12 protein-coding genes and 1 tRNA gene are annotated in these 12,272 nt (G+C 72.4%); 6 read left to right on the top strand and 7 right to left on the bottom strand.

The window, feature by feature from the left end; all coding sequences use genetic code 11:
* On the bottom strand, window positions 1–803 hold an 803-nt coding region (gene ssb, locus V6V16_RS24485), incomplete at its 3' end, for a single-stranded DNA-binding protein (RefSeq protein WP_334565641.1).
* 339 nt (window positions 804–1,142) lie between these two features.
* On the opposite strand from ssb, the gene V6V16_RS24480 reads away from it, so the two are divergent.
* Together V6V16_RS24480 and V6V16_RS24475 are read left to right on the top strand one after the other, a co-directional pair.
* On the top strand, window positions 1,143–1,559 hold the full coding sequence (locus V6V16_RS24480; RefSeq protein ID WP_334565639.1) for an HPF/RaiA family ribosome-associated protein: 417 nt from the start codon (window positions 1,143–1,145) through the stop codon (window positions 1,557–1,559).
* A gap of 96 nt (window positions 1,560–1,655) precedes the next feature.
* Window positions 1,656–2,693, top strand: coding sequence for an alpha/beta hydrolase (locus tag V6V16_RS24475; RefSeq protein WP_334565638.1), 1,038 nt, complete (start codon window positions 1,656–1,658; stop codon window positions 2,691–2,693).
* A 17-nt stretch (window positions 2,694–2,710) separates the two neighbouring features.
* On the opposite strand, the gene V6V16_RS24470 is transcribed toward V6V16_RS24475, so the two are convergent.
* A complete protein-coding gene (locus V6V16_RS24470; RefSeq protein ID WP_334565635.1) occupies window positions 2,711–3,457 on the bottom strand; it encodes a hypothetical protein in 747 nt (248 codons plus the stop codon).
* Window positions 3,458–3,622: 165 nt separating this feature from the next.
* Here V6V16_RS24470 and V6V16_RS24465 point away from each other — a divergent pair.
* A tRNA-Arg gene (locus V6V16_RS24465) sits at window positions 3,623–3,695 on the top strand.
* Between the two features lie 504 nt (window positions 3,696–4,199).
* Here V6V16_RS24465 and V6V16_RS24460 read toward each other — a convergent pair.
* Entirely contained in the window at window positions 4,200–5,429 is a 1,230-nt protein-coding gene (locus tag V6V16_RS24460) for a cytochrome P450 (protein WP_334565633.1), read from the bottom strand.
* 256 nt (window positions 5,430–5,685) lie between these two features.
* Between V6V16_RS24460 and V6V16_RS24455 the strand changes: the two genes are divergently transcribed.
* Together V6V16_RS24455 and V6V16_RS24450 are read left to right on the top strand one after the other, a co-directional pair.
* Entirely contained in the window at window positions 5,686–5,916 is a 231-nt protein-coding gene (locus tag V6V16_RS24455; RefSeq protein ID WP_334565631.1) for a DUF5988 family protein, read from the top strand.
* A gap of 119 nt (window positions 5,917–6,035) precedes the next feature.
* The gene (locus V6V16_RS24450; RefSeq protein ID WP_334565630.1) at window positions 6,036–6,209 is read left to right on the top strand and encodes a ferredoxin; all 174 of its coding nucleotides are present in this window, start codon (window positions 6,036–6,038) and stop codon (window positions 6,207–6,209) included.
* A 48-nt stretch (window positions 6,210–6,257) separates the two neighbouring features.
* Here the strand turns inward: V6V16_RS24450 and V6V16_RS24445 are convergent, their stop codons facing one another.
* Window positions 6,258–6,425 carry an MbtH family protein gene (locus tag V6V16_RS24445; protein WP_334565650.1) on the bottom strand — a complete coding sequence of 56 codons (168 nt, stop codon included), beginning with the start codon at window positions 6,423–6,425 and terminating at the stop codon, window positions 6,258–6,260.
* 78 nt (window positions 6,426–6,503) lie between these two features.
* On the opposite strand from V6V16_RS24445, the gene V6V16_RS24440 reads away from it, so the two are divergent.
* Window positions 6,504–7,886, top strand: coding sequence for an FAD-binding oxidoreductase (locus V6V16_RS24440; RefSeq protein WP_334565629.1), 1,383 nt, complete (start codon window positions 6,504–6,506; stop codon window positions 7,884–7,886).
* 343 nt (window positions 7,887–8,229) lie between these two features.
* Here the strand turns inward: V6V16_RS24440 and V6V16_RS24435 are convergent, their stop codons facing one another.
* The 3 genes from V6V16_RS24435 to V6V16_RS24425 all read right to left on the bottom strand — a co-directional run bounded on the left by V6V16_RS24435 (window position 8,230) and on the right by V6V16_RS24425 (window position 12,254).
* Window positions 8,230–8,826, bottom strand: a complete 597-nt coding sequence (locus V6V16_RS24435; RefSeq protein ID WP_334565628.1) for a DUF2306 domain-containing protein — start codon at window positions 8,824–8,826, stop codon at window positions 8,230–8,232.
* A gap of 279 nt (window positions 8,827–9,105) precedes the next feature.
* Window positions 9,106–10,497 carry an FAD-binding oxidoreductase gene (locus V6V16_RS24430; protein ID WP_334565627.1) on the bottom strand — a complete coding sequence of 464 codons (1,392 nt, stop codon included), beginning with the start codon at window positions 10,495–10,497 and terminating at the stop codon, window positions 9,106–9,108.
* A 476-nt stretch (window positions 10,498–10,973) separates the two neighbouring features.
* Window positions 10,974–12,254 carry an acyltransferase family protein gene (locus V6V16_RS24425; RefSeq protein WP_334565625.1) on the bottom strand — a complete coding sequence of 427 codons (1,281 nt, stop codon included), beginning with the start codon at window positions 12,252–12,254 and terminating at the stop codon, window positions 10,974–10,976.
* Window positions 12,255–12,272 lie beyond the last annotated feature (18 nt).

Here is a 12,272-nt window from a genome sequence, read left to right as displayed (position 1 = left end):
TGCGGCACCCGCCCGCGGCCCCGGCGACCGCGCCCGGCCGGGGAGGCACCCGCGCCGGCCTGGGCGGCCGGCTGGCCCGCCTCCGCGTCGGGCGGCCCCTCCACCGGGTCGGCAGGGCCCCGCGCCGGGTCCGGCGTCCGGTCGCCCGACGGCAGGTCGTCCGTCTCCGGTTCCGGACCGTCGCCCTCCCCGCCGTGGAGATCGTGGTGGTCGTGCGGGTCGTCGGCCGGCTCGTCGAAGGGGTCGAGCGAGCCGTCGACGGCGTCCGACGGCAGCCCCCGGCCGGCCGCGTACGAGCCGAAGTCGGGCTCGAAGTCGTCGTCGAGCGGCCGGTCGTCCGGCCGGGCGGGTGCCTCGCCGGCCGGCACCGGCTCGGTCGCCTCGCCGTGCACGCGCTGCTCGGCCTCGGCGTCCTCCAGGGTGCTGGTCGTCATCGTCGGCCGGTTGCGCTGGAACCGGCTGCGCCCCCGGGACAGGTCGTGCCCCACGGCGACCGCCTCCAGCTCGTAGAGCGTGCGGTGGTTGCCGGCGTCGTCGGTCCAGTCGCGGGTGTACAGCCGGCCGCAGACCACCACCGGGTCGCCGACCATCACCGAGGCGGCCACCCCCTCGGCCAGCCTGCGCCAGCAGTTGACCCGGACGCGCAGGCTGTTGCCGTCGACCCAGCGGCCGCTCTCACGGTCGAGCCGACGGGCGGTCGAGGCGACCTTGAAGTTGGCCACCAGGGTGTTGCTCTGGGTGGTGCGGCGCCACTCCGGCGCGGTCAGCACGTTGCCCACGATCGTGACGTAGGTGTCGAACATCGTCCCTCCAGGGGGAGATCAGGCTTGCCGTCGCGAGTCGACTCGGTGTCGAGCCTGGGGGGTCGCAGTGCGGTCGTGCCGGTACCGCGCGCCGGCCTGTGGACGACGGGACCGGCTGTGGACGACGACCCGATCAAGCTCCCGTTGTGCTATGGCCGAGGGGCCCGGGGTACGCCCGCCCGCCGCGACGATCGGTGTGCCGGACGGATCACGTTCCGGACGGAGCGTGGCGGGGTATGGACCGATCAACGGCACCGCCGACAGCACGACGAACGAAAGGTCAGCGATCATGAAGATGACCAGCACCGCAACCGCCCCAGTCACCGGTGGGGTGCGGCGATGAGCGCCGTCGCGAACCCGGCCACCGTCGCGGAGTGCCTGCGGGTCGGCGCCGGATTCTCCCAGGGCGACCGGAACTGGATCGCGGAGCAGTTCGCCACGCTGGACGCCCGGCTGGCCGGGTTCCACGCCGACGCCACCGAGATCGAGGTGTCGGTGAAGGACCGGGAGGCCAAGGGCCAGAAGGTCACCCTGGAGTGCTGGATCGCCGGCCGGCAGAAGATCGTCACCACCTCCGCCGAGGAGGACCTGCACGCGGCGCTCAACGACGTCCGTGACGACCTGCGCCGGCGGCTCAACGACGCGAAGACCAAGCAGGAGCCGCGGCACAACAAGCACCTGCGCGAGGTCCCCCAGCCGGCCGCCGAGGTCGAGCCCGACACCGACCCGGCCCGCGCCGAGGCCGAGACCGTCTGAGGCGCGCCCCGGAACCCCGCCCGCCGCGAGCGGGCGGGCGGGGCCGGGCACCGCACGGGCTACCGTCCGGTAGCTTCCCGGCGTACCGTCGCGGTCGTGGAACCCGACGTGCTGGGCCCGCCGTACGAGCGGCAGACGATCGACCTGGGCACCGACGACGAGGGACCGGTGGTCGCCACCCTGGTCCGTCGCCGGGCCGACCGCCCGACCGGGCGGGCCGTGCTCTACACGCACGGCTTCACCGACTACTTCTTCCAGGGCCACCTCGGCGACTTCTTCGCCGAGCGGGGGTGGGACTTCTACGCCCTCGACCTGCGCAAGCACGGACGCAGCCTGCGGCCCCACCAGACGCCGAACTTCTGCCGCGACGTCAGCGAGTACTTCCCCGAGCTGGACGCCGCCGCGCGGATCGTCCGCGAGGACGACGGGCACGACACACTGCTCGCGATGGGCCACTCCACCGGCGGACTGATCATGCCGCTCTGGGCGCACGCCCGCCGCGACGCCGGGATCATCGACGGCCTCTTCCTGAACAGCCCCTTCTTCGACATCAACGCCCCGTGGCTGGTACGCCGCCCGCTCGCGGCCGCCGTCGGCCGGCTGGGCCGCCGGGCGCCGCGCCGGGTGCTGCCGTTCGGGCTCGGCACGGTCTACAGCGAGAGCATCCACGCCGAGCACCACGGCGAGTGGAACTACGACCTGACCTGGAAGCCGCTCGCCGGGTTCCCCGTCCGGGCCGGCTGGCTGAACGCCATCCGTACCGCCCAGCGGCAGCTCCGCGCCGGCCTGGACATCCAGGTGCCGGTGCTGCTCGCCTGCTCGACCCGCTCGTTCCGGGGCACGAAGTGGCACGAGTCGGCGGCCCTCGCCGACGCCGTCCTCGACGTCGAGCACATGGTCCGCTGGGCGCCCCGCCTCGGTCGGCACGTCACGCTGGCCCGCTTCGACGGCGGCATGCACGACCTCACGCTCTCCGGCCCCGCCGTACGGGAGAAGGTCTTCGAGGAGGTCGGGCGCTGGGCCGACGCGTTCTTCGACGCCGGGCCCACGGTCCGCGTCGGCGAGCGCCCGCCGACGGCCCGGCGCCCGGCGGACGAGACCGACCCGGCGGACGCCTCCGCGCAGGGCGGCTGAGCCGGGCGCCGCCCGCCTCAGCCGGCGCCCACGGCCTCCCGGATCCGGTCGAACGTGGCCAGCGGGTGGCCGCCGCCGCGGGCCGGCAGCACCAGGCCCAGGCAGCGCAGCCCCACCTCGCCGTCGCGGCCGGCCAGCACGCCGAACACCGGCGCGCCCGCGTAGCCCGCCGGCAGTTCGGCCGTGAGCCGGACGGCGTCGCCCACCCGCGCCACCCGCTCGATCGCCACCTCCAGCGGCCGGGCCCCACCCGCGCCGACCCCGTGGGCGAGCACGACCGCGGAGCCCGGCTCCGCGCCGATCCGGGCGATCACGTCCCGGTCGGCCGCGATCGAATCCGGCACCTGCTGGGTACGCCACCGCCAGCCCTCCCCGGCGGCATGCTCGTGCAGGCCGGCGGTGGGCAGGGCGGCGACGCCGAGTTCCCCGTGGTGCCGCCAGCCACCGGCGAGGCCCGCCAGGGCCACGGAGTCGGCCGCCGCGCCCGGTTCGGTCACGCTCGGCCGCAGCCCGATCCGCCCCGCCCCGACGCGGACCAGGGCGTCGGCGGTCAACAGGTGCTCCCGGCCCCGCGCGGCGAAGAGGAACGCGGTCCCCTCGCCCCGGTCGCCGTCCCCGGCCTCGGCGCCCGCGTCGGCGTCGGCGCCCGCGTCGGCGTCGGCGCCCCCGTCGGCGTCGGCGCGGCGGATCGGCAGGATGGCGCGGCCGAGGAGCTGGCACAGCTCGTAGGCGACGTCGTTCTCGGTGTCCGGGTCAAGCAGCACCAGCCGAGGGTACGACCCGCCGCTGCCCCGGCCGCGCGGACGGCGGAACCCGGATGACCGGCGCCGCGGAGGCGTGCGACCCTGGTCCGCGACGTGGAACGCGACCACCCGTTCCGCCGGTCACCCGATGGGCGGCGGTACCCTTCTCGCGCGACACGCACGCGCGCGCCCGTAGCTCAGCGGATAGAGCAGGGGACTTCTAATCCCAAGGCCGCAGGTTCGAATCCTGCCGGGCGCACCCTTACACAGCAGGCTTCACCTGCTGCTTGTTGCTCTTCTTGCGATCTTTTTTAGAGCCATCCTTCGATGGATTGACCCTATGTGAGCCCGAGGTGAGCCCGGAGGTGCCCCTTGGTGCCCCGACGAGGAACAAGCCGGTCGCCGCTCTCGGCGCGGCCTACTTCCTGGTACGCCCGCACCCGCGACCGGACGACATCTCCTACCACGTGCAGGACATCAACCGGTGGGGCGTCGACCAGATCGTCGCCGGCCTGCCCGAGGCCGGCGCACCGCAAGGACCGGGTCATCTCCTATCACCAGGCGGAGCTGCTGGCCGAGGCGTACGGCGCCGGGGCCCGTCTGGTCACCACCGAAGGGCTCGGTCACCACCGCATCATGTCCGCGCCGGAGGTGGTCCGCCAGGTGATTGATTTCGTGACCGGCGCCGATTCCGGACCGCGCTGATCGTACGTGGGAGACGGAGCGGCCGGCCGATCCCGGCCGGCCGCTCCGTCTCACCAGTTCACCAGGTGACCGGCAATTCGTAAACGCCGAAAAGGGCGCTCTCGTGTTTGTACGAAAGCTCCTCGAGCGGCACGGTGCAGCGCAGGTCGGGGAACCGCCGGAACAGGGTCTCGAAGACGATCTCCAGCTCCGCATTGGCGATGTTCTGGCCGATGCACTGGTGGGTGCCGTAGCCGTACGCCATGTGCCCGCGCGTCGAGCGATGAATGTCGAAGGTGTCCGGATTTTCGAAGAATTCCTTGTCGTGGTTGGCCGAGGCGGCGAGGAGATACAGACCCTCACCGGCCGCGATCCGTTGTCCCGCGATCTCGACGTCCTCCTTGGCGATCCGGGGCAGAACCAGATCGGCGACGCTGAGGTAGCGGAGCAACTCCTCGACAGCCTTGGGCCACAGGGCCGGGTCGGCTTTCAGTTCGGCGAGCGTACCGGGGTGTTCCAGCAGGACCAGCGTGCCGAGGGCGATCATGTTGGCGGTCGCCTCGTGCGATGCGTTCAGCACGCTCTGGGCCGCGCCGGCGAGCTCGGAATCCGCCAGCTCGAGTTCGGCCGGTGCGTGCGCGAGTTTGGTGAGGATGTCGTCGCCCGGGTTACGGCGTTTCTCCTCCAACAGGGCGAGCAGGTGGGTGCGCATCTCCATCACGGCGGTCCGGGCGTCGCTCATCGTGAGGCTGCGCTCGAGCAGGATATTCGCGCGGGTCTGGAAGAAGTGGTGCTCGGACTCCGGCACGCCGAGAAGTTCGCAGGTGAGCACCGACGGCACCCGTAGCGCCACCAGGTTCACGAGGTCGGCGGGCTGGCCACTGTCCCGCATGACGTCCAGCGCATCGTCCACCATCTGCTGGATCCGCGGGCGTAGGGTGCGGATCTTGCGCATCGTGAAGTTGGGCATCAGCAGTTTGCGGTATATGTCGTGCTCGGGCGGGTCCATCCGGACGAACGCCGAACGCCGTCCTTGCCGGTCCACCATGGAACCGCCGGCCACGGGAATGCCCGGGATGGTGCTGTCGCTGCTGATCCGGGGGTCGGTGAGCGCGGCCTGGACGTCGGCGTACCGCGAGACCAGCCAGACGATGCTGCCGTCGCGAAGCATGGCCCGGGACACCGGTTCCGTCGAGCGCAGCGTCTCGTACTCCGGGGGCGGGTTGAAGGGGCACCCGGAGCGGCGCATCGGGAAGGGCGGCGGACTGTCGGCCTTGCCGGCCGGCGCGGTGGGGCCCAACGTTGCCATGCTGACTCCTGTTCGCAGGTGACCGCGATGCGAGGTGATCTCGTCTATTGCCGCGCTGACGAACATACGATCCGCCGTGGAACAAGCCGGTAATCACCGGGTAAGCAAGTGGATCGGCGAATGCGGCCGCCACCGGCTTTCCCGATAGGGGTCCGTGAGGGGTGGGGCCCGTTCCCCCGATTGATCACCGTCGAATGTCAAGGCGCCGAGATCCTGTTTCCGGACGTCATTCGCGCCAGAACTGTCGAGGAGGGGCATGGCGATGGGTCATCTCGCGGACGACAGCCTCGTGGATGTTGTCCTGGAGGGCGGTCCGGCGGACCTTCCGCCCGAACGTCGCCTGCTCAAAGCCGTGGCTGCCGGCGAGAGGGTGAAGATCGAGCACTACGGCGGCTACGAGCATTTCGAACGCCAGACGGGCGCCGATCCCGCGGACGACGGCCCGATCGCCTTCCGCCGGACGATGCGTACCCGGATCGCCGAATAGCGACCGCGAGCATTTCCGACGTCGGGGTGAGGGCGGAAGTCATCGTGCGTTCGGACGAGTCCGGGGAAAAGACCGGCTGGCGGGTCGCCGTGGACCGGAACCGGTGTACCGGGTCGAGCATGTGCGAAAGTGCCGCAGCCGGGCACTTCGCCGTGGTGGACGGCGTCTCTCGGCCGCTGGCCGAGGTGATGGAGCCGAACCCCGAGATCCGCGAGGCCGCCGGATTCTGCCCGGTGGAGGCCATCACCCTCGTCGACACGGTGACCGGCGAGGAGATTCCCCCGGCGTTCTGATCCGGAGCGAAGGGCCGGCCGCGCGGCCGGCCCTTCGCTCCGTGCGGTCTATCGGGTCGGATGCGCGGGATCTTCCTTCCCGGCCCGGCGCAGGCTGCGCGGGCGCATGTCGGTCCAGACCCGCTCGATGTGTTCGAGGCACTCCTGCCGGCTGCCCGTCCGGCCGGCGTCGCGCCAGCCCGCCGGGACCTCGCCGCACGCGGCACACAGCGCAATCCAGAAGGTCCGCGCCGCGCGGTCGCGTGTGACATTGGAGCGGCACCCGAGTCGACGAGCCTGTCGGGAGGTTCTGCCATGACCGTGGCCGGTGGACGGGAAGCGGGCGTCGCGGTGGCCGGAGAGCCGGACTACGAGGCCGCGACGCAGGTGTTCAACCTGCACGCGCCGGCGCGTCCGGCGGCGGCCCTGACCGCGCACACCGTCCGGGACGTCCGGGCCGCGGTGCGCTTCGCCCGCGCCGAGCGGCTGGCGGTCCGCGTGCACAGCACCGGCCACGGCGCCGGCGCCGCCCGCGCCATGGATGACGCGGTGCTCGTCAGGACACAACTCGACGGCGGGGTCCGGGTGGACCCGGAGCGCCGGCTGGCCCGGGTGCCGGCCGGCACCCGGTGGGCCGAGGTGGTCGACGCCGCCGCCGCGTACGGGCTGGCCGCGCCGCACGGCACGTCGGCGGGCGTGGGTGTGGTGGGCTACTCGCTGCGCGGCGGGATCAGCGTCTACGGCCGGAAGGTGGGCCTGGCGGTCAACAGCGTGCGGGCGGTGGAGCTGGTCACCGCCGACGCCGAGCTGCGCCGGGTGGACCTGGCCGAGGACCCCGACCTGTTCTGGGCGGTACGCGGCGGCGGCGGTGGGTTCGGTGTGGTGACCGCGATCGAGATCGCCCTGTTCCCGGCCCGCCTGGTGTCCACCGGGGCGACCTACTGGTCGGGTACCCGGGCCGCCGAGGTGATGGACCGGTGGCGCGAGTGGACGGCTGCCGCGCCGCCGGAGGCGACCACCTCGCTCCAGGTGCTCAACCTGCCGGACCTGCCGGTGGTACCGGACGGTCTCCGGGCCCGCACCGTGATCGGTGTCGCCGGCACGGTCCTGGGTGGCGGATCGGATCCGCGGCTGGCCTGGCAGCAGGCGCAGGGCCTGTTGGGTCCGCTGCGGACGATCGGCGAACCGGTGCTGGACACGTGGCAGTTGTGTTCGCCCGGCGAGGCGGTGCACGCGCAGCTCGGTCCGAACGAGCCGGCACCGATGACGGGCGACCACATGCTCCTCGGCGACCTGGGCGACCGCGGCGCGGCCACCTTCCTGGACGTGACCGGGCCCGGCTCGGGTTCCCCGCTGATCAGCGCCGAACTGCGCCACCTCGGCGGCGCGTTCGCCGTCCCGGCCGACGACGGCGGCGCGTTCCGGCACCTGGACGCGGCCTACGCCTACCTCGGCTCGGCCGTCCCGTTCGGCCCGGACGGCGCCGCCGACATCGAGAAGCACTGCGCCGTGGTGCGTGCCGCGCTCGCGCCGTGGGACACCGGGCGCACCACGCCCACCTTCGTGGAGAGCGTCAGCCAGCCGCAGGCGCACCTGGATCCGGACGTGGTCGACGCGGTCGACCGGGTACGGCTGCGGGTCGACCCGGACGGGCTGTTCCGGGGCGACATCGTCCCCGGCTCCTCCCGCCTGCGGTGACGCGGCCCCGCGCGGCGCGGTGAGCGACCCGCGCCGGGATGTCCGCCGCACTGTCGTGCCGCCCGGCGATCCGGCCCGCGAGCGGCCGCGCCACCCTTCCGTCCACCATGGAACCCCCGGATGTCATCGTCCGCTGCCGTGACGCGGCCGACGTACGCACCGCGCTGCTGATCCCCCGGGCCGGCCGGCTACCGGGCGCGGGGCCGCCGGCGGCGGCGCAGACCCCACGGCCGTACGGTCCGGCGCCGTCCCCGGCGACAACCACCGGCGTCGGCGTGGGCCCGGGCGCACGAGACGGCCCGGTGGGTCGCGTCGCGGCAACCCACCGGGCCGTCTCGTGCGGTCAGCGCACCGGCGAGGGGTACGTGACGACCTGCCCACCGGCCTTGCTCGACCGCTTGGCCCGACTCTCGATCCACCAGTGCGCGATCAGCAGGTTCACCGTCCAGCCGAACCAGTTGGCGACCTCCACCAGCACGTCGACACTGACGGTCAGGCTCGGGAACGTGGTGAGGACGACCGAGATCACGCGACCCCAGGTGGTGCCCAGCGCCAGCGCGAAGCTGTAGATCATCCAGCGCCGGTGCTCGGCGTACCGGTGCTGGCGAGCCCTCCGCCACCCGACCGCAGTGGTGGCGACCCACAGCACGCCCATGGTTGCGAGGCCGATGCTGCCGGCCTGGGTCGGCCGCAGCGGGATGAGCGCGAACAGGGCCAGCCCGGTCGCGGGCAACACGCCGGCCAGGATGTAGACCCGCCCGCTGATCCGGTGCACCTTCGGGTGGTTGCGGCGCAACCACGGCCACAGCTGCAACAGAACCGTCACCATCGCCACGTTGCCGAAGACCACGTGCGCCACGAGGATCCCGAAGTGCGCGGACACCGACGGGTCGAGTCCGCTGCGCGACTGGCTCGGATCGAGGCTCAGGTAACTCGGCAACGCATAGATTAGGTTAAATGCGACAACGCCGAGGAGAAGCACCAGCCAGAGGTACCGCTGGCGCCACCACTCCCCCGGCCGATCGGGGGCGGTGGGCGGCGTCTGTCGCGGGACGGTGATTACGGGCGGGTCGGTCCGTTCGACGTGGGTTTTCTCCGCGTGCTTTGTCATGGCGGTTCCTCTGGTCGTGGGTGCGGCGATCCACAAAGCGATTCGACTCTCGCACTCCCCCGCCGTGACACTCATCTTTCAACGTGCGGCATCGCGCCGTCCGCGTACCTACCGGCTCGGCGGGATATTGACGTTCAACCGGAACAGGTTGTCCGGGTCGTATCGGCGCTTGACGTCGGCCAGCCGCCGGTACGTCGCCTCCGGGTACGCCTCGTGGACGCGCTCCGCGCCGTCGTCGTACAGGAAGTTGACGTACGCACCGCACTCGCCCTGCCGCATCGCCGCCATGAACTCGGTGGCCCACTGCCAGTGCACCGGCGTCTCGGCGACGTCCTGATACACCGCCGCGGCGACGACCATCATCTCGCGGTCGCGGTGCGCGAACGCGGTCGCGTCCGCCGGCACCCGCGCCATCGCCCCGCCCAGTACCCGCAGCTGCGCCACCGGCATCATCGCGGTCGACGAGCCCAGGAAATCCAGCACCCGCTCGGCCGCGGCCAGGTCGAAGTCGTCGATGAACAGGTTGCGGGCCACCGTGACCGGGTGGTAGTCCGGGTCCTCCGGCTCGTAGATGTCCAGCAGCGGCATCGCCTGCACCATGTCGGCAAGCGGCGTCGCCAGCTTCCGGAACGGCGCCACGGCCCGCTCCCCCGCCTCGACGTCGTCACCGCAGTACACCAGCGTCGCCATCACGACCGGCGTGCCGTGGACCTCCTCCGGCAGGAACGGCATCGGCGGCGCCGGCATCACGTTCACGATGCTGGACAGCTCGTCCGGCGCCGCCTTGGCCGCCTCCATGTAGGACGCGATCACCTCCGCGGTGGCGGGCAGGACCAGCGTGCCGCCGAAGATGTTGCCGACCGGGTGCAGCCGGAACTGGAGCCGGGTGACCACGCCGAAGTTGCCGCCGCCGCCCCGGATCGCCCAGAACAGGTCGGGGTGGTTGTCCGCGTCCGCGCGCACCAGCTCGCCGTCGGCGGTGACCACGTCGGCCGCGAGCAGGCTGTCGATGGTCAGCCCGTACCGGCGCACCAGGTAGCCCACGCCGCCGCCGAGAGTCAGCCCGCCCAGGCCCACCGAACCGGTGTCGCCGAACCCGGTGGACAGCCCGTGCTCGGCGGCGGCCCGGAGGTACTCCAGCGAGGTCAGCCCCGGCCCGGCCCAGGCGGTCCGCCCCTCGACGTCGATGTCCAGCTCCCGCAGCGCGGAGAGGTCGAGCACCAGCCCGTCGTCCCAGACGGCGTACGTGCTGTGCCCGCCGCTGCGTACCGAGAACGGCAGGCCCGTCTCCCGCGCGAACGCGATGACGCGGACCACGTCGGCGGAGTCGGCCGCGCGGACGATGACGGCCGGCCGCCGGTCGATGTTTCCGGCGAACACGGTACGAGCGCGCTCGTAGTCCGCGTCGTCTGGCGTGATCACCTGGCCGGTGACCTCCTTGCGCAGCCGCGACACCTTGGCCGCGAGCCCATCTGTCGGCGCTGCCGTCATGTCCCGCATGAAACACCCTTTCGCTCCCGCCCCCGGACCAGCCCGGGTGCGCACCTATACAAAGGTCGGAGTCGGGACCCGGATCTCGACATGCCCGGCCGGGCAAATCGCGGCACCGCCCGCCTGGTGGGACGCGACCGGGGCCCGGCGGTCGCCCGGGGCCCGGCCGTGCGCCGGTCGGGCTGGGGTCGAGGGCTGACGACGCCGCCCCGCCGCCCGAGACCGCGCAGGCCCGGCCCGCGCACGCCGAAGGCCCGCCCGGGCGTGCGCGGGCGGGCCTTCGGCGTGCGCGGGGTCGAACGCCTCTCGTCGTCGCTTATCCGGCGGGGACGGCTCCCGCCCGCCGGAGGTTCGGCGAGCGAAGACCGGTCGTCGGGCGCGGCGGACGCCGTCCGGCGTGTCGCCGACCCGGTGACCGTTCGTGGACCGCGCTCCGCGGAGCGGTCCTGGTGACCGTGCCGCCCACGGAACTGACCGTCGACGCGCTAGTTGGCCGGAGGCGACCCGGCGGCGATTTCGGGCCGGGTGTCCTCCGACCGGATCGGCGGAGGCAGCGGTTCCGGGTCCGCCGCCGGGTCCGGCCGGCGGCCGCCCGACGCGACCGGAGCCGCATCGGGTTCGCGCCGCCGCGGACTGGCCCACCTGCGCATCGCCGGTGCCTCCACGAGCCGGTACATGAGCCTGGCCAGCAGGATGCAGACGAGCAGCTCGCCGAGGAGGAACAGCAGCGCCACCGGGGTGCTCCACGACTGCCGCTGATAGGTGCCGATCGCGGCCCACTCGCCGCCCGTGGCGGCGTGCAGGTTGAACATCACGAACAGGTGCAGCAGGAAGAAGGCGTAGGAGAGATCGCCCAGCCAGACCATCGGGCGGCTGCTCAACCAGCTTCGGTGCCCCCGCACGTCCGCGGTCGCCGCGGCCGCGATCAGGAGGCTGAGCGGCAGCGGGTACAGCGACGCGAACCCGTAGATGGTCGGCAGTTGCAGGGAGACCACGTAGACCAGCCCGGCGAGCAGCACGGCCGGCGCGACACCCATGTTGATCCAACGGCCGCTCAGCACGATCCGTGCCATGACCATCCCGGCGAGGAATTCCAGCCCCCGGGCGAGCGGGAAGAAGTGCGTGAACCACATCTGCGGCCAGGACGTGTCCGGCGCGAACGGGCTCGGCGGCTGCCCGGGCAGGAGCGTGAGCGCCACCACCGGCACCAGCAGCGCGAGCGCCACCACCCCCGCGTACGAGAGCCACAGCCGGTTCTCCCTGATCTTGTTGATCAGCGGCAGCACCAGCGGGAACAGCAGGTAGCAGACGACCTCGACGGAGAGGGACCAGGTCACCCCGTTGATCGAGGTGGCGACGAAGTGGGGGTCGGGGATCCAGCTGTGCACCAGGAAGAGAGTGGCGAGCGCGGACCCGACCCGGATCGTCTCGCCGGCCGCCAGCAGGAGCACGAGGGCGATCACGTAGGCCACGACGTGGTTGGGGAGAACCTTGACGGCCCGCCGCCGCCAGAACCGCCGCAGTCTGTCACTCGGCCGGGCGGACCAGGTGAGGACGAAGCCGCTCAGCACGAAGAAGAACGAGACGCCCATCGCGCCCGCGTTGTCGACCACCGAGCTGTAGCCCTTTTGCACCGTGGTGTCGGCGAACACGGACAGCACCGTGCCGTGATAGACGAAGACCATAAGTGCCGCGATGAACCGCAGGCCGGTCAACGAATCAAGCCTGCCCGTTCTGGTCCCGCCGGAGACGCTGGATACGCTCATATATGTCCGATTCTCTAT

Source organism: Micromonospora sp. CPCC 205561 (assembly GCF_036906775.1).
Lineage (GTDB): Bacteria > Actinomycetota > Actinomycetes > Mycobacteriales > Micromonosporaceae > Micromonospora.
Note: the sequence above shows the minus strand (reverse complement) of the source record. Positions and strands in the feature narration are given on the sequence as shown.